Genomic DNA, 26,473 nt, shown 5'->3' on the forward strand with positions numbered 1-26,473 from the left:
ACTCATGTCGAACCCTGACGAACTGCTCATCGGCATCGCCGCCATGGTGGAGGCCGAGAAAAGCACGCAGATGTCCCTGACCGTGGTCTCCGGCGGCGCCGTCATCACGGGCCGGCTGGCCCCCGAGGCGGTATGGCGGGAGCGGGTGGCGGAGGTCCTGGTGGACTCGGACCGGTTGGGCCCGTTCTCCGGCATCTTCACCGGAGGCGAGAGCCGGCCCGCCTCCGGCGGCGGCGGGACGCCCACCCACCTGCACTTCCACGTGGCCCGCATCCTGCAGGGCAGCATGGGGATCCCCGAGACGGGGGGGATGTACCGCGTCGCCATCCAGGACGTCACCGCCTGGACGGTGGGCGACTTCAGCTACTCCGACCACTGAGCGCCCCGGACACAGCGAGGAGGGCCCTGCCGGCGCGCGCCGGCAGGGCCCTCCTCGCTGTCTGTTCCCGGTCTACACGCCCGCGGGCGCGCCCAGCAGCACCGACGCGTTCTCGAACGGGGAGAGGGCGCGGTCGGACGCGGCCTCGGGCAGGTACGGGCGGCAGGTGAAGCCGAGCTGCGTCATGGCCCGGGTGACCTCGGCGGCGGTGAAGTCGCGGCGGTCCTGCCGGGTGACGACCTGGCCCACCTGCTTGACGGGGTAGTGCCGACGGCCGATGATCACCGATTCACCCGTGATCGGCTCGGGCTTGACGCCCTTCATCGATTCCAGCACGCCGGCCTTGGTGAGGTCGAACGGGAAGCGGGCGATGATGCAGCGCATGAGGCCTCACAGGGAGAGGGAGAGGGAGAACGGTCCGATCGGGCGGCGCCGAGCGGTCGCGGAGGCCGGGAGCGCTCCGCGGTCGGGGCGATCCCCGGGTTGTGCGTGGACCGCGTGGTCCTCGCGGACGTCCCGCAGGCGTACCCGGTCCGTGTAGCCCGGGCTGTCGCGGACGGCGGTGAGCCGGGCACGGGTGACCCGGCCGGTGAGCTGGTCGTCCTCGTCGCACAGGAGCAGATGGCCGGTGCGGGCGCTCGCCATGACGGACAGGGCGACCTCGACGGTCATGTCGTCACGGACGTGCGGTGCGGACGCCTCCGGGGAGGCGGTCGCGTCCCTGCCGGCGGAATCCGTCGGTCGCGACTGCGTCTGAACCAGCGTCAAAGGTGCCTCCGGCGATGCGGGGAAGGGGGGTCACTGCGCCTGCGGGTGCCGAGGGAGCTCAGGCGGCCGCGTCGAAGGCCGACGGCGGGCGCTGGGCCGACGAGCGGCGGGGAGCAGCCTGTCCGCGCCCGCCCTGGGCGCCGCGGCCGTCCTGGCCGGGGCGGCCGCGCCGGCCACGGGGCGAGGAGGAGGGGCCGCGCCGGGAGCGCTCCGAGGGCGGGGCCGTGATGGTGACCGGAATGCCGGAGGGGGCCTGGGCGCCGGTGATCCGGCTCAGCTCCTCCTCGCCGGACCGCACCTGCGCGGTGTGGGCGACGATGCCCGCGGCGGTCACCAGCCGGCTCATCTCGCGGCGCTGGTTGGGCGTCACCAGGGTGACCACGCTGCCGGACTCGCCGGCCCGGGCGGTGCGGCCGCCGCGGTGCAGGTAGTCCTTGGGGTCGCTGGGCGGGTCGACGTTCACCACGAGGTCGAGGTCGTCGACGTGGATCCCGCGTGCCGCCACGTTGGTCGCCACCAGCACCGTCACGTGGCCGGACTTGAACTGGGCCAGGGTCCGGGTGCGCTGGGGCTGGGACTTGCCGCCGTGCAGGGCCGCGGCGCGGACGCCGTTCTCCAGCAGGTGGCCGGTGAGCCGGTCCACGGCGTGCTTGGTGTCCAGGAACATGATCACCCGGCCGTCGCGGGCCGCGATCTCGGTGGTCGTGCGCTGCTTGTCGGCACCCTGCACGTGCAGGACGTAGTGCTCCATGGTGGTCACCGCGCCGGCCGACGGGTCGACGGAGTGGACCACCGGGTCGGACAGGTACTGCCGGACCAGCAGGTCGACGTTGCGGTCCAGGGTCGCCGAGAACAGCATCCGCTGCCCCTCGGGACGCACCTGGTCCAGCAGGTCGGTCACCTGCGGCATGAAGCCCATGTCCGTCATCTGGTCGGCCTCGTCGAGGACGGTGACGGCGACCTGGTCCAGGGTGCAGTGGCCGCGGTCGACCATGTCCTTGAGCCGTCCCGGGGTGGCGACGACGATCTCCGCGCCGGAGCGCAGGGCGCCGGCCTGCCGGCCGATCGACATGCCGCCGACGATCGTCGTCAGCCGCAGCCGCACGGCGCGGGCGTACGGGGTGAGGGCGTCCGTCACCTGCTGGGCGAGCTCACGGGTGGGCACGAGGACCAGGGCCAGCGGCTGGCGCGGCTCGGCGCGCTGTCCGGCGGTGCGGGCCAGCATCGCGAGGCCGAAGGCGAGCGTCTTGCCGGAGCCGGTGCGCCCGCGGCCGAGCACGTCACGGCCGGCGAGGGAGTTCGGCAGGGTCGCCCCCTGGATGGGGAACGGGGTGGTCACGCCCTCCGCGGTGAGCGCGGCGAGCAGGGCCGCCGGCATGTCGAGGTCGGCGAACGCCTCGACGGCGGGGAGGGCGGGGGTGACGGTCACCGGCAGGGCGAACTCGCCCTGCGGCGCCGAACGCCGGCCGTAGCCGCCGGAGCGGCTCGGGGCGCCGGAGCGGCCGGACGGCGAGCCGCCGCGGCCGGCATAGGAGGAGTTGAAACGCCCGCTGCCCCGGCCGGCGGCGGAAGCGCCGGAGCGATTCCGGGAAGTGGTGGAGCGGGTGTTCGTACGTGTGCGGTTCAAGGGGAACCTTCCTCGACGCGGCACGCATCAAGGAATTCCCGGCATGAGAAGCAGCACGGAGAATCGCAGGGACGCGCCCAGTGAAATACGGAGGCGAATCCAGCCGCGGAGAAAACCCGGGACCTGCGCCTTTTCGATAACAGTCCTCGCGCCTGGTCCGGGTGGAAGAACCCGGGGCCGGCCGGAGGATTCGTACGTGAATCAACGCCCGCCGGAGCGGGCGGCAACGAGCCGGGGCCCGCACCCCAAGGTGCGGGCCCCGGCTGCGAAGTGAGCGTCGCGTCAGGCGAGAACGATGTTCTCGGCGGTCGGGCCCTTCTGGCCCTGCGCGATGTCGAAGTTCACCTTCTGGCCTTCCAGCAGCTCGCGGAAGCCCTGGGCGGCGATGTTCGAGTAGTGGGCGAAGACGTCGGCGCCGCCGCCGTCCTGCTCGATGAAGCCGAAGCCCTTTTCCGCGTTGAACCACTTCACGGTGCCAGTAGCCATGTCATATCTCCTTCGGGGCATTCCCCGGAATCCACACTGTGCGGACTCCGCGTCGTCGCGATGATCGCCCCGTCCGGAAAAGGCCGGAAATACAAAAGCACTCCTACCCGGCGCAGTGAACCGCCGGGGGCGCTTGAAGTTTTGGGAATCACAACTGCAACTTTGACCGACAGTAGCACGCCCGGCCCGTGCGTGCACGGTAAGTAATTCCGTTCGCTCCGGCGCAGCTGAAATACTCATGGCGTGTTACGGCCATTTCTTATTCCGCGAGCACAGATATTGTCGCGGCGAAACACTGTCTTCGCGGATCGGGGCCGGGCGCGGCTCAGGGCCAGACCAGGCAGTACGGCTGGTGGCCGGCCTCGTGCAGCCGGTGCGAGAAGTCCTGCCACTCGTGCAGCAGCTGGTAGACGTTGAAGGCGTCCCGGGGGCCGCCGCGGTCCGGGACGGTCGACCAGATGAAGGCGGCGGCGCCCACCGCTTCCTCGCCTATGCCGCGCAGCGGGTCGACGACCGTCATGGGGAGCTTGACGACGGCGTAGTCGGGGTGGAGGACGACGAGCTCCAACGGCGGCACCTTGTGCAGCGGGACGCCCTCGATGCCGGTGAGGACCATCGCGGCCATCGTCTCCGGCTTGATCTTGGTGAACATGCCGTTCATCCCGAGCTCGTCGCCGCCGAGTTCCTCGGGGCGCATCGAGATCGGGACACGCGCTGCCGTCGCGCCGTCGGGCGCGCCGAAGTATTTGTACGTCACCCCCACCCGGCCACCATTCCCGCTCCCTGCCCTGAGCCGGTCTGCTCCACGGTCCGTGTAGTCCATACCGTCCATACGGGCCGACTGCTCGATCCGCTCAGGCTCGCCCTGTGAACCCTGCGCCTGCCGTGTCTCGGCGGCTTCCTCCGCCTCGCGCCGGTGCCTCCCCCGCCGGGCACGCCGAGGACCGAGGTCATCGGTCCCCTCGCCCAGTCCGCCACCGCGATGCATATCTCCACCCGACTGCTGTTCTAGGCCGCGCGACCCCCGCCGCGCAACCCGATCATCGTGTCAGTGACCTCCCCCACGGCCGCTCGGCGAAACGTGGGCTGAAACACCTGTCCGCAGGATCTTCGCGGCCTCTGACACCATGGCTTGTGTGAGCTATCCGTACGAAGCCCCAGTTTCGCAGACTCTTTTCGACCGTGCGGCTGCCGTCACACCGGGCGGTGTGAACTCGCCCGTGCGCGCGTTCCGCGCCGTGGGCGGTACGCCCCGTTTCATGGTGTCCGGCAGCGGTCCCTATCTGACCGACGCCGACGGGAGGGAGTACGTCGACCTCGTGTGTTCCTGGGGGCCGATGATCCTCGGGCACTCCCGCCCCGAGGTCATCGCCGCCGTCCAGGAGGCCGTGGCGCGCGGCACCTCCTTCGGCACGCCGGGGGAGGGGGAGGTCGCGCTCGCCGAGGAGATCGTCGCGCGCGTCGAGCCCGTGGAGCAGGTGCGCCTCGTCTCCAGCGGGACCGAGGCGACCATGTCCGCCATCCGTCTGGCGCGCGGCTTCACCCGCCGCACCAAGGTGATCAAGTTCGCCGGCTGCTACCACGGGCACGTCGACTCCCTGCTGGCCGCCGCGGGCAGCGGAGTGGCCACCTTCGCCCTGCCGGACACCCCCGGTGTCACCGGCGCGCAGGCCGGGGACACCATCGTCCTGCCCTACAACGACCTGGAGGCGGTGCACGCCGCCTTCCACGCGCACCCCGGTGAGATCGCCTGCGTCATCACCGAGGCCTCGCCCGGCAACATGGGTGTGGTGCCGCCGCGGCCCGGGTTCAACCAGGGCCTGAAGGACGCCTGCGCCAAGAACGGCGCCCTGTACATCTCCGACGAGGTGATGACCGGCTTCCGCACCAGCAGGGCCGGCTGGTACGGCGTGGACGGCGTCCGCCCCGACCTGATGACCTTCGGCAAGGTCATGGGCGGCGGCTTCCCCGCCGCCGCGTTCGGCGGCCGGGCCGACGTGATGGGGCATCTCGCCCCCGCGGGGCCGGTCTACCAGGCGGGCACGCTGTCGGGGAACCCGGTGGCCACCGCCGCCGGACTCGCGCAGCTGCGGCTCCTGGACGACGCCGCGTACGAGACGATCGACGCGGTCTCCCTGCAGATCCGCACGCTGGTGACGGAGGCGCTGGCCAAGGAGGGTGTGGCGCACCGGCTGCAGAGCGCGTCCAACATGTTCTCGGTCTTCTTCACCGAGCGGGAGGTGCGGGACTACGAGGACGCCAAGGCGCAGGAGTCCTTCCGTTACACCGCGTTCTTCCACTCCCTGCTCGCGCAGGGCGTGTATCTTCCGCCCTCGTCGTTCGAGTCGTGGTTCGTGTCCACGGCGCACGACGAGCGGGCAATCCAGCGGATCGCCGACGCCCTTCCGGCGGCGGCACGGGCAGCGGCGGAGGCCACGGCATGACCGGCACGGGAGCCGAGAAGAGCGACGACGACATCACCGTCGTCCATGTGATGCGGCACGGCGAGGTGGAGAACCCGGACGGGGTCCTGTACGGGCGGCTGGCCGGCTACCACCTGTCCGACCTGGGCCGGCGGATGGCGGACCGGGTCGCCGAGCACCTGTCCGTGCGCGACGTCACGCACGTCGTCTCCTCGCCGCTGGAGCGGGCGCAGGAGACCGCGACGCCCATCGCCAAGGCGCACGGGCTGGACCTGGCGACCGACGGCCGGCTGATCGAGGCGGAGAACGTCTTCCAGGGCAAGACCTTCGGGGTCGGGGACGGTGCGCTGCGCCGCCCGGAGAACTGGAAGCACCTGGTCAACCCGTTCAAGCCGTCCTGGGGCGAGCCGTACGTGGAGCAGGTCGTCCGGATGAAGGGGGCGCTGGACGCCGCCAAGGACGCGGCGCGCGGGCACGAAGCGGTGTGCGTCTCCCACCAGTTGCCGATCTGGATCCTGCGGTCCTTCGTGGAGCGGCGGCGGCTGTGGCACGACCCCCGCAAGCGGCAGTGCACGCTGGCCTCGCTGACGACCTTCACCTACCGCGGGGACAGGATCGTCTCGGTGGGGTACAGCGAGCCCGCCCGGGACCTGGTGCCCGCTCATCTCCTCGCGGGCGCCAAGCCGGTGCAGGGGCAGGGCAAGGCCTTCGGCGCCTGAGAGCGGCCTTGGACCTCACCCGGATCCGGGGGCGGACTCGCGCCCGGATCCGGGTGGAGGCGCCGCGTACGCACCGTCACAAAGCGTGCACATCCGGACCATTCGTGCTCATCTTCGTAAAATAATATAAATATGCGCGAGTTTGGCGGAACCCCCGTCGTCGTCGCGCCCTCTCATGAGGTGCCGGCTGAGAGCCGGCTGAGAGGGTGCGACGAAATGGGGACGACATGCGGGACGTCAGCCGACGCGGAGTGATCGGGATGGGGGCGGGTGCCGCGGCCGCGCTGGGCCTCGCCGCCTGCGGTACTGCCGAGCAAGAGGGCGGAAGCACCCCGGGCGGTTCCCGCAGCGGAGACCCGGGCGCTCCCAAGACCCCCGTACGCCCGCTCGGTGACGGGTCGACGGCGTTCACCGGCAAGCAGCCCAGGCAGCCCGGGCAGCCGGTGCCGCTGGAGCCCGGGGAGACCCCACCGCAGTTCGTGGTGTTCTCCTGGGACGGCGCCGGCGAGGTCGGCACCGGTCTCTTCGAGCGCTTCCTCGACCTCGCCGAGGCCCACGAGGCGCACATGACGTTCTTCCTCTCCGGCCTCTACCTGCTGCCCGAGTCGAAGAAGCGCCTGTACCTGCCGCCGAACAACGCGCCGGGCGCCTCCGACATCGGCTATCTGACCGACGAGCACATCCGGATGACGCTGAAGTCCGTCCGGCGCGCCTGGCTCGACGGGCACGAGATCGGCACGCACTTCAACGGCCACTTCTGCGCCGGCTACGGCTCCGTCGCCAACTGGACGTCCCGGCAGTGGCGCAGCGAGATCCACCAGGCGAAGTCCTTCGTGAAGGAGTGGCGCACCAACACGGGCTGGACCGACCTGCCCTCGCTGCCCTTCGACTACGACAAGGAACTGGTCGGCGGCCGCACCCCGTGTCTGCTGGGCCAGAACAACCTGCTGCCGACCGCCCGCGAGCTGGGCTGGCGCTACGACGCCTCCTCGCCCGGCGGCCGCCAGCGCTGGCCCCGCAGGACCGGGGGCGTGTGGGACCTGCCGCTGCAGGCGGTCCCGTTCCCGGGGCGCAGCTTCGAGGTGCTCTCGATGGACTACAACATGCTCGCCAACCAGTCGGTGAACTCGACCAAGGCGCCCTCGTACAACTACCCGGGCTGGCGCACCCAGTCCGCGGGGGCGTACATCGCGGGATTCAAGCGGGCGTACGAGACAAATCGGGCACCTCTCTTCATCGGCAACCACTTCGAGGAGTGGAACGGCGGCATCTACATGGACGCCGTCGAGACCGCGTTCAAGCACATGGCGCGGGAGAAGGAGAAGGGCGGGGACGTGCGTCTCGTCTCCTTCCGGCAGTTCGTCGACTGGCTGGACGTGCAGCGCCCCGAGGTGCTGGCCGGGCTGCAGTCGCTGGACGTGGCGGAGAAGCCGGCCGGCGGCTGGAAGGGGCTCGCCGGCCGGTCCGGCAAGGGCGCGTCGGGCAGGGACGGAAAGGCCGCCTGAAATGCGGGTTTCCACCCGCAAGGGGGGTGGGCAAGATCCCCGGAACGGACATGCGAAACTTTTCACATGAGTGCCGCCTGCCGCGCCCCCCAGCGCCTCGACCGCGCGAACCGCACCCGTAGCCGTGCCGCCCTGCTCACCGCCGGGGCGGCCCTCGCGGCACTCGCCCTGACCGCGTGCGGCTCCGGAGGCACGCACGGAGGGTCGGGCAACACCAACTTCGTCACCGGCACCGACGGCGTCGCCACCGCCGCGAAGGGCGAACGGGCCGCCGCTCCCGACCTGTCGGGACCGACCGTCGACGGCAAGAGGCTCGACGTCGCCGACTACGAGGGCAAGGTCGTCGTCCTCAACGTCTGGGGCTCCTGGTGCCCGCCCTGCCGCGCCGAGGCCCCCGGCTTCAGCAAGGTCGCGAACGACCTCGACGCGCAGGGCGTGCAGTTCGTCGGCATCAACACGCGTGACACCAGCACGGGTCCGGCCAAGGAGTTCGAGAAGGACTACGAGGTGCCGTACCCGAGCCTGTACGACCCGACCGGCAAGCTGATGCTGCGCTTCCCCAAGGGCTCGCTCAACCCGCAGGCCATCCCCTCCACCGTCGTCCTCGACCGGGACGGGAAGATCGCGGCGCGCTCCCTGTCGCCGCTGAGCGAGGAGAAGCTGCGCAAGATGCTCAAGCCGATCCTCGCGGAGAAGTGACGTGAGCCACGCCACGCTCCTCCATGCCTCCACGGCCCTCGCCGCGTCCGACGGCGTGAACCACACCGTCCTGAACGGCGCGCTGCTGCTCGCCGTGCCGGTCGCGCTGCTGGGCGGGCTCGTCTCCTTCTTCTCCCCGTGCGTCCTGCCGCTGGTGCCCGGCTACCTCTCGTACGTCACCGGGGTCAGCGGCACCGACCTCGCGGAGGCGAGACGCGGGCGGATGGCCGCCGGCGCGTCCCTGTTCGTGCTCGGCTTCACGGCCGTGTTCGTCTCCGGCGGAGCGCTCTTCGGCTACTTCGGCTCGACCCTGCGGGAGTACCAGGACACGCTGACCTCGGTGCTCGGCGGACTCATGATCCTCATGGGTGTCTTCTTCCTGGGGCTCATGCCCTGGCTGACCCAGCGCGAGTTCCGCTTCCACAAGCGGCCGGTGGCCGGCCTGGCCGGGGCCCCGGTGCTCGGCGCGCTCTTCGGAATCGGCTGGACCCCCTGCATCGGTCCGACCCTCGCCTCCGTGCAGGCCCTCGCACTCGACCAGGCGAGCGCCGGGCGCGGGGCCATACTGACCGTCGCGTACTGCGTCGGCCTCGGGGTGCCCTTCGTCCTGGCCGCGATCGCCTTCCGCAAGGCGCTCGGCGCCTTCGGCTGGGTCAAGCGCCACTACGCGTGGGTGATGCGCATCGGCGGCGGCATGATGATCGCGACCGGGCTGCTCCTGCTGACCGGCGCGTGGGACAGCATCGTGCAGGAGATGCAGACCTGGTCCGACGGCTTCACGGTGGGGATCTGATCCATGAGCAAGGCCGAAACCGACACCGGCACCGGTGCCCCGAGCACGACCGGTACCAGTGGGACGACCGGTCCGGCGGGCGACGAGCGCGGCGACGCGGACGCGCGCGGCACGGAGGCCGCGCAGGACGCGCGCGACCTCGGCGAGGCCGGCTCGCAGCTGTCCACCGCCCCGACCGAGACGGTGGTCCCCGGCTCCTTCGGCGGCACCAGGGGCCCCGGCGCCGCCGGGTGGCTCGCCTGGACCGGCCGTGAGGTCATCGGCTGGATCCGCTGGTTCTGGCGGCAGCTGACCTCGATGCGGGTCGCGCTGATCCTGCTCTTCCTGCTGTCGCTCGGGGCGATCCCCGGCTCGCTGATCCCGCAGACCGCGTCCGACGCGACGAAGGTCGCCGAGTTCCGGCAGGCGCACACCACGCTCGCCCCGGTCTACGAGAAGCTCGGCCTCTTCAACGTCTACAGCTCGGTGTGGTTCTCGGCGATCTACATCCTGCTGTTCGTCTCGCTCATCGGCTGCATCGTGCCGCGCACCTGGCAGTTCGTGGGTCAGCTGCGCAGCCGTCCGCCGGGTGCGCCGAAGCGGCTGACCCGGCTGCCCGCCCACACCACCTGGCGCACCGAGGCCGAGCCCGAGCAGGTCCGCGAGGCCGCGCTCACGGTGCTGAAGCAGCGGCGCTTCCGGGCGCACGTCGCCGGGGACGCCGTCGCCGCGGAGAAGGGCTACGTGCGCGAGGCGGGCAACCTGCTCTTCCACGTCGCCCTGATCGTGATGCTGGTCGCCTTCGCCTGGGGGCAGCTCTTCAAGTCCGAGGGCAACAAGCTGGTCGTCGAGGGCGACGGCTTCTCCAACACGCTGCTGCAGTACGACGACTTCAAGTCCGGCAGCCTCTTCGACGTCGACGACCTGACCCCGTTCAGCTTCGACCTGAAGAAGTTCACGGGGACCTACGAGCGGACCGGCCCCAACAAGGGCACCCCCCGCACCTACCAGGCCGACCTCACCTACAGCGAGGGCGCCGACGGCGCGACCCGGCGGACCTCGGTCCAGGTCAACGAGCCGCTGGTCATCGGCGACTCGAAGGTCTACCTCGTCAGCCACGGCTATGCGCCCGTCGTCACCGTGCGGGACGGCACGGGCCGGGTCGTCTTCCACCAGCCGGTGCCGATGCTGCCGCTCGACTCCAACGTCACCTCGCAGGGCGCCATCAAGGTGCTCGACGGCTACCGCGACGCCAAGGGCGGCAAGGAGCAGCTCGGCTTCTCCGCGTTCTTCGTGCCGACCTTCGCGGGTGCCGGCAAGGGCACGATGTTCTCCCAGTTCCCCGCGCTGGACTATCCCGTGCTCGCGCTGTCCGCGTACCACGGCAGCCTCGGCGTCGACTCGGGCATCCCGCAGAACGTGTACCAGCTGGACACCTCGAAGCTGAAGCAGTTCAAGGACGCCAAGGGCGACATCCTCAAGCAGCGGCTGATGCCCGGCGAGACCATGAAGCTGCCGAACGGCGCCGGGTCCATCACCTTCGAGAAGGACATCAAGGAGTGGGCCGGCTTCCAGGTCACCCAGCAGCCCGGCAGCGACTGGGCGCTGGCCGGCGCGATCGCCGCGATCCTCGGTCTCGCCGCCTCCCTGTTCATCCAGCGCCGCCGCGTCTGGGTGCGCGCCACCACCGGGGCGGACGGGGTGACGGTCGTCGAGATGGCCGGGCTCGGCCGCAGCGAGTCCGCGAAGCTCCCCGAGGAACTCGGCGAACTGGCGGCCCTCGTGCACGACCGGGCACCGACCGCACCCGACCCCGACACCCACCGGCCCGATCCGGGCACCCCCGAACCTCACGCCGCACCTGCCGCCGAAGGGGCTGAGAAGCAGTGACTCTCGCCGCCGCAACGAACGAAAACCTCGCCAGCATCAGCAATACGCTGATTTACTCCTCGATGGCCGTCTACACCCTGGCCTTCTTCGCGTACATCGCCGAATGGCTCTTCGGCAGCCGCAGCAAGGTGGGCCGCACCGCCGCCGCGCTCACGCGGCAGAGCGGCGCGAAGGCGCCCGCGGTCACCGTGCAGTCGGCCGGCGGCACCGCCGTCCTGGAGCGGCCCAAGGTCGTCGTCCGCTCGGCGGCCGGCGCCCGCGACGTCCCGGACGGCCCCGGCGCGCACGGCGGGGACGAGCAGGGCGACCTCTACGGCCGGATCGCCGTCTCCCTCACCGTGCTCGCCTTCGCCGTCGAGGCGGCGGGCGTGCTCGCCCGCGCCCTGTCGGTGGAGCGGGCGCCGTGGGGCAACATGTACGAGTTCAACATCACCTTCTCCACCGTCGCCGTCGGGGTGTACCTCGGGCTGCTGGCGCTGAAGAAGAACATCCGCTGGCTCGGCCTGCCGCTGGTCACGACGGTCCTGCTCGACCTCGGTCTCGCCGTCACCGTCCTGTACACCGCAAGCGACCAGCTGGTCCCCGCGCTGCACTCGTACTGGCTGTACATCCACGTCTCCACCGCGATCTTCTGCGGCGCGGTCTTCTACGTGGGCGCCGTCGGCACCCTGCTGTACCTGTTCAAGGACTCCTACGAGAGCAAGCTGGCGAGCGGCGGCAAGCCCGGCCGCTTCGCGACCTCCGTGCTGGAGCGGCTGCCCGCCTCTGCCTCCCTCGACAAGTTCTCCTACCGCGTGAACGCCGCCGTCTTCCCGCTGTGGACGTTCACGATCATCGCGGGCGCGATCTGGGCGGGCGACGCCTGGGGCCGCTACTGGGGCTGGGACCCCAAGGAGACCTGGTCGTTCATCACCTGGGTCGCCTATGCCTGCTACCTGCACGCCCGGGCCACCGCCGGCTGGAAGGGCCGCAAGGCCGCCTACATCGCGCTGATCGCCTTCGCCTGCTGGCTGTTCAACTACTACGGGGTCAACATCTTCGTCACCGGCAAGCACTCCTACGCCGGAGTCTGACCGCCCCGGGCCCCGGCCCGGCGGAACCGGCCGGCGGGTGCCCGGGGGGTGCGGATCCCCCGGTCCCGCGCCAGGCTGGTGTCATGAGCGACGTCATCGAAGAGGGCACCCCCGAGACCCGGGACGGTCTGCGTCTGCTGCACTACCTGCTGCGTCTCCCCCGGCCGGTGGAGGACGTCTGGGCCGCGGTGGCGACCGCGGAGGGTCTGCGGGAATGGCTCACCGGCGCCGAGGCCGTCGAGCCGCGGCTCGGGGGAGCGGTCGACCTCGGCGAGCCGGGCGCCGGGCACGTCACGGCGTGGGACGTGGAGCGCGTCGCCGAGTACACGGTGGAGGGGCGCGGGCGGATCCGGTTCCACCTGGAGGCGGCACCGGAGGGCGGCACCACGGTGCGATTCACCCACGAGTCCGAGGGCGGCCAGGAGCCCGGCTGGCGCCCCCGCCTCGAACGGCTCGTGGCCGCCCTCGACCGGGGCCGATGACTCACCCCGAGCCGGGCGGCAGGCACTCCTTGGCCGGCGGCTTCCCCTCCGGCCAGGCGATCCGCACGAAGCGGGAGGTCGCGTCCGGAGTCAGTTCCACGATCGGCACGGCTTTGTCGTACGGGTTGCCGTGGACGTCCAGACAGATCCAGCCGCTCGCGCCGTTCACCCTCAGCTGCCGGCCCTTGACCTGCGGCCACTGCAGTCCCACGTCCCGCAGCGCCGGGACCTTCCTCCCCTCGGGGGTGGCCGCGCGGATGCCGTGCACGGCCAGCCGCATGGCGTCGTAGGCGATGATCAGCTGTCCGTCGTCGAGGGCGATCGGGCCGATCGGGCCGACCGGCGCGCCCGCGCTGCTGCGCAGCGTCCCCTCCAGCTCCTTCGCGTCCGCGGCGCTGCCGCCGGTCCGCGCGGAGTCCTCCGGCCAGGCGTCCGGGTGGGCGAGGGCCGTGTAGCGCACCGACAGCCGCGGGCCGAGAGCACTGCGGTCCAGTTCCCGGTCGCCCGTGAGGTACGAGCCCTCGTCGCCGGTGAGCAGCGTGAAGCGGCGGTCCTGGCAGCCGCGGTCGCCCAAGGCGTTGATGAACTGGCGCAGTTGGGTGTGACGGCCGGCGAAGAGCACCGTGTCCGTGCCGCGCGCGGTGTCGCACAGGACGTGCGTGATCTGCTCGAAGGTGTTGGCGGTGGTGCCCTCCTTGCTGCGGTCGTGGGGCGGGGTGAAGGGCTGCGGCTCGTACGGCGAGCCCTTCAGCAGCTTCCCGAACGACGTCTGCAGCGTGCGCGTGTAGGGGTCGCCCGACTTGTCGTAGACCAGAAACGCCCGGTCGGCCGACACCTTGGCGAAGGAGGCGAGCGCGCGGGCCTCGTCGGTGTTGGTCGGGGAGACCCGGGCCAGCCCGGGGTAGGGTTCCCCGCCCTGCCCGCCGTTGGCGAGGTCGTCGGCCGTGATGGACGTGCCGATCACCGGGATGCCGCGCCGGGTCAGCTCCTTGACGGCCTTCTTGTTGTTGTCGGTGCTCAGCCCCACCCCGGTGACCGCGCGCAGCAGGTCCGGGCCCTCGGTCATCCGCGCCAGCTGGTCCACCGTGTGTCTCCAGTGGGTGCCGTCGGCGCCGGGGTTGGCGAGCACGAGCCGGATCTTCGGGGTCCGGTCGTTGGAGTCGTGGTTGGCCCGGTACTGGGCCAGATAGGCGCCCTGCAGCTCGTGCAGGACGTCGCCCAGGTTGTCCGCGTCGGTCGCCGTGAACGGTTCGAACAGGGCGACGGTCACCTGGCTGCCGGGCCGCAGCCGGTGGTTCTCACGGTCGATCGCCCGTACGGTCTCGGCGAGTTGGGGACGGCCGAAGGCGTAGGCCGTGGCGGAGACGCCCACGCACTCGTCGCTGCCCTCCGGCCGGACGACGCCCGGTGCGCAGGAGCGGTCCTCGTGGGCGAGCGTCCGGCCGCCCCAGATCCCGAGGGCCACCAGAACGGCCGCGAGAGTCAGGGCGAGATACCTCCGGAAACGTATCTCCCAGACGTCCTCGCGGAGCCACACCCATATGCGCGCCATCACCGGTCTCCGTCCCCGTCGTCGTCGGATGCGCCCGGGATACGGAACGGGCGGCCGGCCAGGGCGTCCGCGGGCCAGTCGCGCGAGGCCTGCCACAGCAGGGCGTTGCCCGCGGGCCGCAGGTTCGACAGCTGCTCCAGCTCGAACCGCAGCCGCTCGGTCACCTTCGGGTCCGGCAGCACCAGCGGGTCGGTCGACTGCCAGACGGCGTGCAGCAGCCGCCGGACCCGCAGGTGCAGGGTGGCGTCGGCCCCGTCCGGCGGGCGCTCGGCGGCGTCCGTGCGGCCGAGCGCGACCGACGTGCGGTGGTCGTGGCCGTCGAAGTCGCGTCCGTCCGGATCGTGTGCGTGGTAGTACGGCGCGGAGGCGATGAACACCAGCGAGGCCAGCCAGCCCCGGGTGTCGGCGTGGTGGAAGGTGTCGCGCAGGTGGGCGACCGCCGGTCCCGCGTCGCCCAGAGCGAGTTCGTGGTGCAGCCGGCAGCGGGCGCGGCCGGTGCGCCCCGGCTCGTCCTCGTCGCCGGGCGGGTCGGTGTAGTGGTCGACGAGTGTGCGGTGGGTGGCCCGCCACTCGGCGTGGTCGGGGTCGCGGTGGTGCAGCCGCAGGAGCAGCAGCGCCCGCAGGAACGGGTCGCCGACGAACTGTCCGGGGCTCGCGGGCCTGCCCTCCCGGGCGAGCCGCTCCTCCAGGTCGAGCACGCCGGCGGCGCCGAAGTCGTCGGGCAGCCGCGCATCGGCGAGGACACGGGCCGAGTCCCGGTCGTGGGCGGCGGCCAGCACGGTGAGCTCGTCGAGCCGTCCGCCGGGCACGAGCCGGTCGAGCAGCTCCTGGTAGGCGGGGCGGCCGGCGTGGTCCTCGTGCACGGCGACGTCGGCGGTCAGGAGCGCGCCCAGGGAGGCGGCGGCGGGCAGGTTCTGCCGGGCGGACTCGGCGAGCAGGGCGATGCCCAGCGGGCTGCCGCCGGTCAGCCGGTGGGTGGCGTGCGGGAGTTGGGGCGGGACCGGGACCTCCCGGCAGGCGGCGCCCACGATGTGCAGGGTGTCGTCGGACGTCAGGGGCGGCAGGGAGACCAGCAGTGCGCGGGAGGACGGCGAGGTGCCGGGCGTCCAGTCGCTGTGCCGGGCGAGCTCCGGGAGCGTCCGGCGTACGGCGTTGCGCAGGGCCGGGTGCGCGCCGCCGCGCAGGGCGGCGAAGAAGACGGTGTGGTCGGTGATGCCGTCGGCGCGGTCGCGCAGTACCGCCTCCATCAGCCCGCGGCCCGGCGGCGCCTGCACGTTGTCGACGAGGACGACGGGCCGGCCGATCCGCTTGGAGCGCTGCAGCGGTCCCGCGTAGGCGTCGTCGAGGTCGGCCAGCAGGGCCCGTACGAGATGGCGTTCGGCGTGGGTGCGGGAGTCGCCGCCGGCCCGGAAGTGCCCGGAGAGCAGGATCAGGCCGAGCTTGGGGTTGCCGCCCGCGTTCGGGTAGTCCCGGTACCAGGTGGCGCCCTTGCGCAGCCGCAGGTGGGTGGGGGAGACACCCTCCGAGAAGGCCTCCAGGGTGGCTTCGATGATGGGCTCCACGACCGGTCCGGTGCCGGACATCGAGGCGATCAGCTTGGCGACGACCTTGCTGACCCAGCGTCCGGCGAACCCGGAGAGCCAGGAACCCGAGTCGTTCAGCAGCAGGATCCGCTCGGCCTCCTGCCGGATGCGCGTCACGTCGCGGTCGCTCCAGCCGCCCGCCGCCACCGCGAGGAGCCCGGAGGCCAGGCGCGGGAAGATGATCCGGCCGGCGCCCGTCACCGGCTCCGCGAGCTGCTCGGCGACGGTGGTGAGGGCGTGCGCGACCGGCGACCAGGACTCGGGCGGGCGCTCCGGCGGCGGCGCGGCGAACTGCCGTTCCTCCCCGTCGATCAGCGCGACCGGGGTGTGCCCCCGGTACGAGGCCCGCAGCTCGCCCAGGACGGCGCTCTTGCCGAGCCCCCGGCCGCCCGCCAGCACCACGAACGGGAGGTCCCGCGGATGCTCCGGCGGTGTCGAGCGGTGCTGGTACGGCCGCAGGCCGACCAGCCGTGGCGCGAGCCCGGGTGGTTCCGCGTCGAAGAGCGCCCCCCGCCCGTGCAGCCCTCTGTGCACCGCATCTCCCCCTGTTGCGGTCCAAGCCCCACCGGTCGCCGTCGAACCCGCTGCTGTTCCAGTCATAGCTGAAGTGAGGTGTATCAACAGCAGTGTAAAAAGGGGGAGTTGTTTCGGACTAGGGCGCCTGATGTCCGTTGGGTCACGAAATGCTTTCGCCGATCAACCGACTGTGATCGAGTTCAGCTTCTCCCGCAGGTACACGTGGGAGTCGACGGGGTCGTGGGCGACGCGGCCCACGGGGGCGGGCACCGACTCGACCCGGGTGCCCGGAGTGCACTCGCCGAAGTACACCAGGGAGATCAGCTCCTCCGCCGGGGCGTCGGCGGGCGGGGGCAGCACGCGGTGCCGGCCGGAGCGCCACCGGTCGCCCGTCCAGCGCGCCATCAGGTCGCCGATGTTGACGGTGAACGCCGACGGGTCGAAGGGCGCGTCCTCCCAGCCGCCCTCGTCCGTGAAGACCTGGAGTCCGCCCCGGCCCGCCTCGCGGTCCAGGATGGTGACCGTGCCGAAGTCGGTGTGCGGGCCGATGCGGAACTGGCCGGGCTCGGGCTCGCCGACGACCTCCGTGCCCGGGTACCAGTTGATGTTGAACCCGAAGGTCGGGTGCGCCATGTGCCGGGTGAAGAAGTCCGGTTCCAGGCCCAGCGCCTGACCGAGGAGAACCAGGAGACGGTGCTCCAGCTCCCCCATTCGGGCGAGGTACTCCTCGCAGGGCCCCCGCAGCCCGGGGGCCTCCGCGGGCCAGACGTTCGGTGCGCACCACTCCGCGTCGAGAGCCGGGTCGCCGAACGGCTCGTGGGTCGCGAACGTCAGGGACTCCTTGAGGTCGGGCGGGGTCGCGGTGCCCTCCGCGTGGCCGTTGGCCTCTGCTCCCGGGCCCAGCCAGCCGCGGCCCCCGACCCGGGCGGCGTAGGGCTGCTTGACCGCGGCGGGCAGCGCGAAGAACGCGCGGGCCTCCTCGCGGATCCGGGCGCGCAGACCGGGGTCGACGCCGTGCCCGGTGACCAGGAGGAAGCCGGCGGTCTGCAGGGCCTCGTCGACGGTGCGGGCGGTCCGGGCGCGGGTGTCCGCGTCCCCGGTGAGCCAGGGGCGCAGGTCGATCGTGGGGATGCGCGGGGCGCCGCGGGCCCCGGTCGCGGGGGACGTGTGCGGGGGCTCGACGGCCCGGGGGTCACTCACCGATGTCCTCGTTCCACAGAGCCGGGTGGTGCCGGACGAAGTCGCGCATCAGGGCGACGCACTCGGGGTCGTCGAGGAGGACGATCCGCACGCCGTGCTCCGCGAGCCAGTCGTGACCGCCGTGGAAGGTCTCCGCCTCGCCGACCACCACCCGCGAGATCCCGAACTGGCGCACCAGGCCGCTGCAGTACCAGCACGGCGAGAGGGTGGTCACCATCGTCGTACCGCGGTACGTCCGCTGCCGTCCGGCGGCCCGGAACGCCGCCGTCTCGGCGTGCACGGACGGGTCGTCGTCCTGGACGCGGCGGTTGCGGCCGCGTCCGAGGAGGGTGCCGTCCGCGCCGTACAGGGCCGCGCCTACGGGGATGCCGCCCTCGGCGAGCCCGGCGCGGGCCTCCTCGACGGCGGTGGCGAGCCAGGCGCGGGCCTGTGCCCGGTCGATGCGCTGCATACGTCCACTCTCCCCGGCCCCGGCGGCGCTGTCAGCGGCGCCGCGCCCGCCCCGTCTGCGCCGGGCGGAGTCCGACGCCCGCTTCCCGGGTCTCCTCGCCCTCGTCCTGCGCGACGACGCCGCCCCTGGGCCGCGGGCCCTTCGGGGCGCGGCGGCGCTCGGCCCGGCAGCCGCCGGGCGCACGGCGGCCGCGGTCTTCCCGGTGCACGTCCGCCCCCGGGCCCGTCACTGCCTGCCGTCCTCCTCGCGCTCGCGCCGCCGCAGTTCCTCCTCGCGGCGCCGCAGGTCGGCCTCCCAGTCCTTCAGGAGCGCCTCGTCCTTCCCGCTGTCGGCCCTGAGCGACTCCAGGAACTCGGGGTCGTCGTCGGGCGCGAGCTGCCGGGGGCGGTGGTTGCGGTGCCACTGGGAGGGGGTGGAGCCGTTCGCGGGGGAGTGGCGCACCTTGCCGGCCACGAGCCAGGCGATCGGACCGACCAGCACCTCGCCGAAGAGCAGGATGATGATGACCCAGACGACCTTCGGCAGACCGCGGACCTCCTCCTCCGGCGTGTTCAGGCAGTCGATGAACGCGTAGATCCACAACGCCAGGACCAACAGGAACGGCAGATACCTCAGCATGGCCGGACGATCCCCCACTGAACGACGGCGGGGCGACGCGGGGCCCCGGTGACGGCCACAGGGTAGCGGGTGGCCGCCGTGCCGCCGGGGCCGCTGCCCCCGGTTCCCGCGCACCGCGCCGACACGCTCCGCCCCGCGCCGGGTGGGGCGCGCGCGGGCGGGACAGGGGCCTCGGCGATACTGGGACACATGGCTTACGACGATCTTCGCTCCCTGCTCCGGGCGCTGGAGCGCGAGGGCGACCTCAAGCGCATCAAGGCCGAGGTCGATCCGTACCTGGAGGTGGGGGAGATCGTCGACCGGGTCCAGAAGGCCCAGGGTCCGGCGCTCCTCTTCGAGAACGTGCGCGGCTCCGCGATGCCGCTCGCGATGAACGTCTTCGGCACCGACCGGCGCCTGCTCAAGGCCCTCGGCCTGAAGTCGTACGCCGACATCAGCGACAAGATCGGCGGACTGCTGCGGCCCGAGCTGCCGCAGGGCTTCGTCGGTGTGCGCGAGGCCTTCGGCAAGCTCGGCGCGATGACCCACGTACCGCCGAAGAAGGTGAAGGACGCCCCCGTCCAGGAGGTCGTCCTGCACGGTGACGACGTCGACCTCGACGCGCTGCCCGCCCTCTTCACCTGGCCCCAGGACGGCGGCTCGTTCTTCAACCTCGGGCTGACCCACACCAAGGACCCGGAGAGCGGCATCCGCAACCTCGGGCTCTACCGCCTCCAGCGGCACGACAAGCGCACCATCGGCATGCACTGGCAGATCCACAAGGACAGCCGGAACCACTACCAGGTGGCGGCCCGGCGGGGCGAGCGGCTGCCGGTCGCGATCGCCTTCGGCTGCCCGCCCGCCGTGACGTACGCCTCCACCGCCCCGCTCCCGGGCGACATCGACGAGTACCTCTTCGCCGGGTTCGTGCAGGGCAAGCGGATCGAGATGGTCGACTGCAAGACCGTGCCGCTCCAGGTGCCGGCCCAGGCCGAGGTCGTGCTCGAAGGCTGGCTGGAACCGGGCCGGATGCTGCCCGAGGGGCCGTTCGGCGACCACACCGGGTTCTACACCCCGCAGGAGCCGTTCCCCGCGCTGACCATCGACTGCGTCACCATGCGCAAGCGGCCGCTGCTCCAGTCGATCGTGGTCGGCCGGCCGCCCACCGAGGACGGTCCGCTCGGCCGGGCCACGGAGCGCTTCTTCCTGCCGCTCCTCAAGATCATCGTCCCGGACATCGTGGACTACCACCTCCCCGAGGCGGGCGGCTTCCACAATTGCGCGATCGTCTCGATCGACAAGAAGTACCCGAAGCACGCGCAGAAGGTGATGCACGCCGTCTGGGGCGCCCACATGATGTCCCTGACCAAACTGATCGTGATCGTCGACTCCGACTGCGACGTCCACGACCTGCACGAGGTCGCCTGGCGCGCCCTCGGCAACACGGACTACGCCCGCGACCTCACCGTCGTCGAAGGCCCGGTCGACCACCTCGACCACGCCTCGTACCAGCAGTTCTGGGGCGGCAAGGCGGGCATCGACGCGACGAGGAAGTGGCCCGAGGAGGGCTACACCCGGGACGGCGGCTGGCCCGAGATGGTGCTGTCGGACCCGGAGACGGCGGCGAAGGTCGACCGCCGCTGGAAGGAGTACGGACTCTCGTGAGCAGCGCATCAGCCGCGATCCCGCAGCCGGGGCGCACCAAGGCGTTCCTGCGCCTCGTCATGATCGAGCACTCCGTCTTCGCGCTGCCCTTCGCGTACATCGCGGCGCTGACGGCGATGTTCGAGCTGGACGGGAACATCCACTGGGGGCGGCTGCTGCTCGTCACCGTCGCGATGGTCGGGCTGCGGACGTTCGCCATGGCCGCGAACCGGATCATCGACCGCGAGATCGACGCCCGCAACCCCCGTACGGCGCACCGCGAACTGGTCACCGGTGCCATGTCGGTCAAGCACGCCTGGACCGGCGCGCTGGTCGCCCTGGTCTTCTTCCTGGGGGCCGCGGCACTGCTCAACCCGCTCTGCCTGGCGCTCGCCCCCATCGCCGTCGTCCCGATGGTGGTCTACCCGTACGGCAAGCGGTTCACGAACTTCCCGCAGGCCATCCTCGGTCTGGCCCAGGCGATGGGTCCGATCGGCGGCTGGCTGGCCATCACCGGCCAGTGGTCCTGGGACGCGGTGATCCTCGGCCTCGCCGTCGGCATCTGGATCGGCGGCTTCGACCTGATCTACGCCTGCCAGGACGTCGAGACGGACCGCGAGGTCGGGGTGAAGTCGGTGCCGGCGCGTTTCGGCATCCCGGCCGCGATCCACGGTGCCCGGGTCTGTCACGCCGTCACCACCGCCCTCTTCGTCTGGTACGGGGTGGCCACCGGTGCCGGCGCCTTCTTCTGGCTCGGCCTGGTGATCGTGGCGGGCGCGTTCCTCTACGAGCACTCCATCGTGCGCCCGCACGACCTGTCCCGCCTCAACCGCGCGTTCTTCCAAGTCAACGGCTTCATCGGCATCGCGCTCTTCGTCTGCGCCCTGCTGGACCTGCTGGTGCGCGGGCTCACGGTCTGATTCCGCGCGGTCGCCGGATAGGCTCGACATCATGAAGCCAGGACAGACGCAGCGCCGGCCTTGGATCGTGGGGGTCTCGGGCGCTTCCGGTACGCCGTACGCGGCCGCCGTGCTGCGGGCGCTGCTGGCGGCGGGCGAGAGCGTCGACCTGGTGGTGTCCCGCGCCTCCCGGCTGACCCTGCTCGACGAGACGGGGCTCGCCTTCCGGGACGCCCACTGGCAGGACGACCTGCGGGCCTGGCTGGCCCGCGGGGCCGACGGCAAGCCCGGCACCTTCGACGCCTTCGAGGACCGCATCGACGCCGTGCGGCACTGGAGCGCCGGGGACCTGGCCGCCGGGCCGTCCTCCGGCTCGTACGCCTCGAAAGGCATGATCATCGTGCCCGCCTCGACCGCCTGCGTCGCCGGAGTCGCCCTCGGCCTCTCCAAGGATCTGCTCCAGCGGGCGGCGAGCGTCACCCTGAAGGAGGGGCGCAGGCTGGTCGTCGCGGTCCGCGAGACCCCGCTGAACGGGCAGACGCTGCGCCACCTCGTCACGCTGGACGACGCGGGCGCGGCCGTCGTCCCCGCCTCACCGGCGTTCTACGCGGGCGCCACCCACATCCAGGACCTGGTGGACTTCGTCGCCGGCCGGGTCCTCGACGCGGCGGGCGTCGAGCACCGGCTCTACCGCCGCTGGGAGGGCGAACTCGGCGGCGGCTCCCGCGGCGCCACCTGAGCACGGCAGCACCCCGAGCACGGCACCACCCGAACACAGCACCTCAGTACTTTCAGGATCTCTTCAGCGGAAGGCTATCGATCGCATGGACGCGGTGGACAGGCAGCTCATCCAGGCCCTGAGGGAGAACGGCCGGGCCTCCTACGCGGAGCTGGGACGCCTCGTCGGACTGTCGGGACCCAGCGTCACCGACCGCATCAACCGGCTGGAGGCCGCCGGTGTCATCACCGGCTACCGGGCGACGGTCGACTCCGCCTCGCTCGGTCTCGGCGTCACCGCCCTGATCGGCATCTCGCTCTCCGACGCCGCCGACCACGAGGACGTGGCACGCCGGCTCAAGGACCTCACGGAGATCGAGGACTGCTGGTTCATCGCCGGCGACGACTCGTTCATGCTCAAGGTGCGCTCCAGCGACGTGGACGGTCTGGAGAAGACCATCCGCCGGCTGTCCGGCACGAAGGGCGTCTCCCGGACCCGGACCACCATCGTGCTCTCCACCAAGTGGGAGAACCGCGTCGGTGAGCTGCCGGAGGAGGAGTAGGGCGCGAAGCGCCTGATGGGGGCCGCTCGCCCGCGCAGTGCGGGGGAGTACCGTGGACACGGTTCGTCACAGGGAGAGGTACACGCATGGATGTCGGGCTCAAGCGCGAGCTGGAGGACAAGGTCCGGGCCGGTGAGCGGCTGACCCGCGAGGACGGCATCGCGCTGTACGAGTCGGACGACCTGGCCTGGCTCGGCGGTCTCGCGCACGAGGTGCGGACGCGGAAGAACGGCGACGTCGTCCACTTCAACGTCAACCGGCACCTGAACATGACGAACGTGTGCACCGCGTCCTGCGCGTACTGCTCGTTCCAGCGCAAGCCGGGCGAGAAGGACGCGTACACGATGCGCATCGAGGAGGCCGTCCGCCTCGCCAAGGCGATGGAGGGCGAGAACCTCACCGAGCTGCACATCGTGAACGGCCTGCACCCGAACCTGCCGTGGCGCTACTACCCGCGCTCCCTGAGCGAGCTGAAGAAGGCCCTGCCGGACGTCTCGCTCAAGGCGTTCACCGCGACGGAGATCCACCACTTCGAGACCATCTCCGGGCTGAGCGCCTCGGAGATCCTCGACGAGCTGATCGACGCCGGCCTGGAGTCGCTGACCGGCGGTGGCGCCGAGATCTTCGACTGGGAGGTCCGCCAGCACATCGTGGACCACCGCACCCACTGGGAGGACTGGTCGCGCATCCACCGCCTCGCGCACGAGAAGGGTCTCAAGACCCCGTGCACGATGCTGTACGGCCACATCGAGGAGCCGCGCCACCGCGTGGACCACGTGCTGCGCCTGCGCGAACTCCAGGACGAGACCGGCGGTTTCCAGGTCTTCATCCCGCTGCGCTACCAGCACGACTTCGTGGACGTGAAGGACGGCAAGGTCCGCAACCGGCTCCAGGCGCGCACGCAGATGGCGACCGGTGCGGAGGCCCTGAAGACGTTCGCGGTCTCCCGGCTGCTCTTCGACAACGTGCCGCACGTGAAGGTGTTCTGGGTCATGCACGGTGTGCAGACCGCCCAGCTCGCCCTGCAGCACGGCGCCGACGACATGGACGGCTCCGTCGTCGAGTACAAGATCACGCACGACGCGGACAACTACGGCACGCCGAACAAGCTGACCCGCGAGGACCTGCTGGACCTGATCCGCGACGCCGGCTTCCGCCCGGTCGAACGGAACACGCGGTACGAGATCATCCGCGAGTACGACGGCCCCGACCCGGCGCGTCGTGAGGCCCCCCAGCCGATGCGGGTCTGACCGTTCGATGGGACTGACCTTCCGACTGGACCCGCCCCTGGGTCCGGAACTCCGCGACGGGGTCCTCGCGCTGTGGACGGACGTCTCCAACGCGGGCGGCTCCGTCGGGTTCGTGCCCCCCGTGACGGCCGAGGACATCCGGCCCGAGTGGCTCAAGCACCTCGCCGCGATGACCGAGCGGCGCACGCGCCTCCTCGTCGGCGTCGACGAGGACGGCGCCGTCGCCGCCACGGCCTTCCTCGCCTTCAACACGCACCGGCTGATGCGGCACTGGCTGTGGCTGTACACGGTGATGGTGCACCCGCGGCACCAGGGCAGGGGGTACGGGCGGGACCTGCTGGCCGCCGTCGAGGAGGCCGCCGGCTCCTGCCCCGGGATCGAGGCGGTACGGCTCACCTGCCGGGGCGGGGAGGGCCTGGAGCGCTTCTACGCCTCCTGCGGCTACAAAGAGGTCGGCCGGGTGCCCGCCGCGATCCGGGTCGCGCCCGGCGACGACCGGGACGACATCACGATGCTGCTGCCGCTCGCGCCCCGGGGGGCGGCCCCCGCCGAAAGATCCGCTTTGGGCCGTGCTTCACTGGACAGTGCCCCAGCGGAAGTCCCCCGCGGTCCCGGGTCCGCCGGGCGGGGACGTGCACGGAACGAAAGAGTGGATTGAGATGCTCCGCTACACACTGATGCGCCTTGGGATCTTCGTGGGCTGCCTCGTGGTCGTCTGGGGCCTCGTCTACTCCGGGATCGCCCCGCGCGGCCTCGGCGACTCCAACTACATGTGGGTCGTCCTGCTCGCCCTGGTGATCTCCGCGCCGATCAGCTTCGTCGTCCTGCGCGGCGAGCGCGACCGCGCCTCCGCGCAGGTGGTGGCCCGGGTCGACCGTGCCAAGGCCAACCTGGAGCGCAACCGCAACCAGGAGGACGTCGTCGACGACGCCGCCCGCGGTGCGCAGGGCCGGGCTTCCTGACGTTCCGTTCCGTGCCGCCCGGCCGAGCGCCGCGATCGTACGCTTGCCCGTATGGGTGCTGTGAAGAACAAGCGGATGCCGCGTGCGGTGCGGGAGCAGCAGATGCTCGACGCCGCCGTACGGACCTTCGGTCAGCGGGGGTACCGGGCCGCGTCGATGGACGAGATCGCCGATCTGGCGGGTGTGTCCAAGCCGTTGGTCTATCTGTACCTGAACTCCAAGGAAGACCTGTTCACGGCATGCATCCGGCGTGAGGCGAAGGCGCTGACCGCGGCGGTGCGCGCGGGGGTGCGGCCGGGGCTGGCCGCCGACCGCCAACTCTGGGAGGGGCTGCGGGCGTTCTTCACGCACACCGCGGAGAACCCCGACGGGTGGTCCGTGCTGCACCGGCAGGCCCGGACGCACGGTGAGCCGTTCGCCGCCGAGGTCACCGCGATGCGGGAGGAACTCGTCGCGTTCGTCACGCAGTTGATCGTGATCGCCGCGCGGGAGGCGCACCGGGATCCGTCGCTGGCCGAGCGCGAGGTCGCCGGGCTCGCCGAGGCGCTCGTCGGCGCCGCCGAGTCCCTCGCGGCCTGGGCCAACGCCACGCCGGGTGTCTCCGCCAGGCAGGCGGCGGCGACCCTCATGAACTTCGCCTGGGCTGGGCTCGGGGAGCTGATGGAAGGGCGCCCCTGGTCGGCGCCGGAGCACTAGCGGTCGGAGTCGGGGGCGGGGTCGGGGTCGGGGTCCGGGTCGCGGTCGGTGGTGAGGGGGTGCACCTCTCCCGCGAGGTGCAGGCGGTCGCCGCCCCGGAGTTCGAAAGCGGGGCCCTTCGACGCGTACGTCACGGTGTTCGGGAGCAGGACGGGGGCCCTGAACTCGGCGCGTACGTGCACCGATCCCTCCGCGGGGTGTTCCGCCAGGCAGCGCGCGACCGTCCACATGCCGTGGGCGATGGCCCGGGGGAAGCCGAAGAGGCGGGCGGTGAGGGGGTGGAGGTGGATGGGGTTGCGGTCGCCGGAGACGGCGGCGTAGCGGCGGCCCACGTCGGCGCCGAGGTTCCAGGTGGCCGTCACGGGAAGCCGTCCCCTGTCGGGTGACGTCTCGGGTGGGGCCTGCCGGTGTGTGCGGTGCCGGGCCAGATAGCTGCTGCCCGATGTCCAGACGATGGTGTCGCCGGCTCGGGCCTCGGTCACCACGATCGCCTCGGTGCCGCGGCGGTGCGGCCTCAACTCCTGTACGTGCACGGACAGTTCGTACTCTCCCGTGGCGGTGAGGTCGTGCCGCCGGGTGATCTCGATCGAGGTGTGCACCAGCCCGAGGAGCGGGAGGGGGAACGCGCGGGCCGCCATGAGCCGCATGGCGAGCGGGAATCCCAGGACGTGGGGGTAGGTGACGGGCAGCGCGTCGGCGCCGGTCGGGAACCCGCACACCCGCTCGTACGCGGCGAGCCGGGCGAGGTCGATCCGGACGCCGGGCAGCACGAGGCGCGTCGGCGGGAAGGGCGCCCCCGGGTGGGGGCGCCGCTTCACCAGGGAGAGGGCGGCGCCGCGCGCGAGGAGCGGGGTGAGGGCGGGGGGAGTGGCGAGAACGGTGCGGTTCTGCACGGGTCTCCTAGGGTGCGCTGTCGGTGGGGTGGGGGTCGGGGCCGTGCCGGTACATCCGCCCGTCGCTGGTCGGGCACCTCCGTCCGTCACCAGCGTTCCTCGGTGGGGTGTGGCCCCGTCTCGACGG

The 26,473-nt window shown here is 71.8% G+C and carries 28 protein-coding genes and 1 pseudogene; 17 read left to right on the forward strand and 12 right to left on the reverse strand.

Annotated features, from left to right (window positions below):
* Positions 1–4: 4 nt before the first annotated feature.
* Positions 5–379 (forward strand): hypothetical protein, encoded by a 375-nt coding sequence (locus ACZ4NT_RS33595; protein ID WP_467728862.1) that lies wholly within the window; start codon positions 5–7, stop codon positions 377–379.
* Positions 380–451: 72 nt separating this feature from the next.
* On the opposite strand, the gene ACZ4NT_RS33600 is transcribed toward ACZ4NT_RS33595, so the two are convergent.
* From ACZ4NT_RS33600 to ACZ4NT_RS33620, 5 genes are all read right to left on the reverse strand, one after another.
* Positions 452–763, reverse strand: coding sequence for an SCO5918 family protein (locus ACZ4NT_RS33600; RefSeq protein ID WP_467728864.1), 312 nt, complete (start codon positions 761–763; stop codon positions 452–454).
* 6 nt (positions 764–769) lie between these two features.
* Entirely contained in the window at positions 770–1,147 is a 378-nt protein-coding gene (locus tag ACZ4NT_RS33605; protein ID WP_467728866.1) for a CBS domain-containing protein, read from the reverse strand.
* Between the two features lie 58 nt (positions 1,148–1,205).
* Complete coding sequence (locus ACZ4NT_RS33610) at positions 1,206–2,774, reverse strand: DEAD/DEAH box helicase (RefSeq protein ID WP_121405385.1); 1,569 nt, start codon at positions 2,772–2,774, stop codon at positions 1,206–1,208.
* A gap of 282 nt (positions 2,775–3,056) precedes the next feature.
* Positions 3,057–3,260 carry a cold-shock protein gene (locus ACZ4NT_RS33615; RefSeq protein ID WP_003974279.1) on the reverse strand — a complete coding sequence of 68 codons (204 nt, stop codon included), beginning with the start codon at positions 3,258–3,260 and terminating at the stop codon, positions 3,057–3,059.
* Positions 3,261–3,585: 325 nt separating this feature from the next.
* A complete protein-coding gene (locus tag ACZ4NT_RS33620; RefSeq protein WP_003974483.1) occupies positions 3,586–4,023 on the reverse strand; it encodes a hypothetical protein in 438 nt (145 codons plus the stop codon).
* A 364-nt stretch (positions 4,024–4,387) separates the two neighbouring features.
* On the opposite strand from ACZ4NT_RS33620, the gene hemL reads away from it, so the two are divergent.
* The 8 genes from hemL (at position 4,388) to ACZ4NT_RS33660 (ending at position 12,823) form a co-directional block, all read left to right on the forward strand.
* Complete coding sequence (gene hemL, locus ACZ4NT_RS33625; RefSeq protein ID WP_467728869.1) at positions 4,388–5,704, forward strand: glutamate-1-semialdehyde 2,1-aminomutase; 1,317 nt, start codon at positions 4,388–4,390, stop codon at positions 5,702–5,704.
* Positions 5,701–6,402, forward strand: coding sequence for a histidine phosphatase family protein (locus tag ACZ4NT_RS33630; RefSeq protein WP_121405388.1), 702 nt, complete (start codon positions 5,701–5,703; stop codon positions 6,400–6,402). Before hemL ends, ACZ4NT_RS33630 begins: the two co-directional genes overlap by 4 nt.
* 227 nt (positions 6,403–6,629) lie before the next feature.
* The gene (locus tag ACZ4NT_RS33635; protein WP_467728872.1) at positions 6,630–7,907 is read left to right on the forward strand and encodes a polysaccharide deacetylase family protein; all 1,278 of its coding nucleotides are present in this window, start codon (positions 6,630–6,632) and stop codon (positions 7,905–7,907) included.
* 66 nt (positions 7,908–7,973) lie between these two features.
* Entirely contained in the window at positions 7,974–8,606 is a 633-nt protein-coding gene (locus ACZ4NT_RS33640) for a TlpA disulfide reductase family protein (RefSeq protein ID WP_121405390.1), read from the forward strand.
* 1 nt (position 8,607) lies between these two features.
* Positions 8,608–9,399, forward strand: a complete 792-nt coding sequence (locus tag ACZ4NT_RS33645) for a cytochrome c biogenesis CcdA family protein (RefSeq protein ID WP_467728874.1) — start codon at positions 8,608–8,610, stop codon at positions 9,397–9,399.
* Positions 9,400–9,402: 3 nt separating this feature from the next.
* Positions 9,403–11,268 (forward strand): cytochrome c biogenesis protein ResB, encoded by a 1,866-nt coding sequence (gene resB / locus ACZ4NT_RS33650; RefSeq protein WP_467728876.1) that lies wholly within the window; start codon positions 9,403–9,405, stop codon positions 11,266–11,268.
* Positions 11,265–12,341, forward strand: a complete 1,077-nt coding sequence (gene ccsB, locus ACZ4NT_RS33655; protein WP_121405392.1) for a c-type cytochrome biogenesis protein CcsB — start codon at positions 11,265–11,267, stop codon at positions 12,339–12,341. The genes resB and ccsB overlap by 4 nt, the downstream gene beginning before the upstream one ends.
* Before the next feature lie 83 nt (positions 12,342–12,424).
* Positions 12,425–12,823: an SRPBCC domain-containing protein gene (locus tag ACZ4NT_RS33660; RefSeq protein WP_121405393.1), complete on the forward strand. Its 399-nt coding sequence runs from the start codon at positions 12,425–12,427 to the stop codon at positions 12,821–12,823.
* A gap of 1 nt (position 12,824) precedes the next feature.
* Here ACZ4NT_RS33660 and ACZ4NT_RS33665 read toward each other — a convergent pair whose 3' ends face one another.
* The 6 genes from ACZ4NT_RS33665 to ACZ4NT_RS33690 form a co-directional block, all read right to left on the reverse strand.
* Positions 12,825–14,375: a hypothetical protein gene (locus ACZ4NT_RS33665; RefSeq protein ID WP_467728879.1), complete on the reverse strand. Its 1,551-nt coding sequence runs from the start codon at positions 14,373–14,375 to the stop codon at positions 12,825–12,827.
* On the reverse strand, positions 14,375–16,492 hold the full coding sequence (locus ACZ4NT_RS33670; protein WP_467728881.1) for a hypothetical protein: 2,118 nt from the start codon (positions 16,490–16,492) through the stop codon (positions 14,375–14,377). The genes ACZ4NT_RS33665 and ACZ4NT_RS33670 overlap by 1 nt, the downstream gene beginning before the upstream one ends.
* Before the next feature lie 162 nt (positions 16,493–16,654).
* Positions 16,655–17,605, reverse strand: coding sequence for an isopenicillin N synthase family dioxygenase (locus ACZ4NT_RS33675; protein ID WP_467728892.1), 951 nt, complete (start codon positions 17,603–17,605; stop codon positions 16,655–16,657).
* Positions 17,606–17,666: 61 nt separating this feature from the next.
* Positions 17,667–18,125 carry a nucleoside deaminase gene (locus tag ACZ4NT_RS33680; RefSeq protein WP_467728883.1) on the reverse strand — a complete coding sequence of 153 codons (459 nt, stop codon included), beginning with the start codon at positions 18,123–18,125 and terminating at the stop codon, positions 17,667–17,669.
* Between the two features lie 31 nt (positions 18,126–18,156).
* Complete coding sequence (locus ACZ4NT_RS33685) at positions 18,157–18,354, reverse strand: hypothetical protein (protein ID WP_183116976.1); 198 nt, start codon at positions 18,352–18,354, stop codon at positions 18,157–18,159.
* Entirely contained in the window at positions 18,351–18,743 is a 393-nt protein-coding gene (locus tag ACZ4NT_RS33690; RefSeq protein ID WP_121405398.1) for a PLD nuclease N-terminal domain-containing protein, read from the reverse strand. Before ACZ4NT_RS33690 ends, ACZ4NT_RS33685 begins: the two co-directional genes overlap by 4 nt.
* 189 nt (positions 18,744–18,932) lie before the next feature.
* On the opposite strand from ACZ4NT_RS33690, the gene ACZ4NT_RS33695 reads away from it, so the two are divergent.
* From ACZ4NT_RS33695 to ACZ4NT_RS33730, 8 genes and pseudogenes are all read left to right on the forward strand, one after another.
* The gene (locus ACZ4NT_RS33695) at positions 18,933–20,387 is read left to right on the forward strand and encodes a menaquinone biosynthesis decarboxylase (RefSeq protein WP_467728886.1); all 1,455 of its coding nucleotides are present in this window, start codon (positions 18,933–18,935) and stop codon (positions 20,385–20,387) included.
* Complete coding sequence (gene mqnP / locus ACZ4NT_RS33700) at positions 20,384–21,286, forward strand: menaquinone biosynthesis prenyltransferase MqnP (protein ID WP_121405400.1); 903 nt, start codon at positions 20,384–20,386, stop codon at positions 21,284–21,286. Before ACZ4NT_RS33695 ends, mqnP begins: the two co-directional genes overlap by 4 nt.
* Before the next feature lie 31 nt (positions 21,287–21,317).
* On the forward strand, positions 21,318–22,004 hold the full coding sequence (locus ACZ4NT_RS33705) for a UbiX family flavin prenyltransferase (protein ID WP_121405401.1): 687 nt from the start codon (positions 21,318–21,320) through the stop codon (positions 22,002–22,004).
* Between the two features lie 85 nt (positions 22,005–22,089).
* The gene (locus ACZ4NT_RS33710) at positions 22,090–22,545 is read left to right on the forward strand and encodes an Lrp/AsnC family transcriptional regulator (protein WP_121405402.1); all 456 of its coding nucleotides are present in this window, start codon (positions 22,090–22,092) and stop codon (positions 22,543–22,545) included.
* Between the two features lie 86 nt (positions 22,546–22,631).
* Positions 22,632–23,795: an aminofutalosine synthase MqnE gene (gene mqnE, locus ACZ4NT_RS33715; RefSeq protein WP_121405403.1), complete on the forward strand. Its 1,164-nt coding sequence runs from the start codon at positions 22,632–22,634 to the stop codon at positions 23,793–23,795.
* Between the two features lie 7 nt (positions 23,796–23,802).
* Positions 23,803–24,324, forward strand: a pseudogene (locus tag ACZ4NT_RS33720) (GNAT family N-acetyltransferase); the annotation flags it as partial.
* Positions 24,325–24,454: 130 nt separating this feature from the next.
* On the forward strand, positions 24,455–24,757 hold the full coding sequence (locus tag ACZ4NT_RS33725) for a DUF4229 domain-containing protein (RefSeq protein WP_121405405.1): 303 nt from the start codon (positions 24,455–24,457) through the stop codon (positions 24,755–24,757).
* 51 nt (positions 24,758–24,808) lie between these two features.
* Complete coding sequence (locus tag ACZ4NT_RS33730; RefSeq protein WP_121405406.1) at positions 24,809–25,453, forward strand: TetR/AcrR family transcriptional regulator; 645 nt, start codon at positions 24,809–24,811, stop codon at positions 25,451–25,453.
* Here the strand turns inward: ACZ4NT_RS33730 and ACZ4NT_RS33735 are convergent.
* The gene (locus ACZ4NT_RS33735) at positions 25,450–26,346 is read right to left on the reverse strand and encodes a MaoC/PaaZ C-terminal domain-containing protein (protein ID WP_467728890.1); all 897 of its coding nucleotides are present in this window, start codon (positions 26,344–26,346) and stop codon (positions 25,450–25,452) included. The two genes, ACZ4NT_RS33730 and ACZ4NT_RS33735, sit on opposite strands and share 4 nt — an antisense overlap.
* Positions 26,347–26,473: the final 127 nt, after the last annotated feature.

The sequence above is a fragment of the Streptomyces sp. NPDC026417 genome (assembly GCF_055567695.1).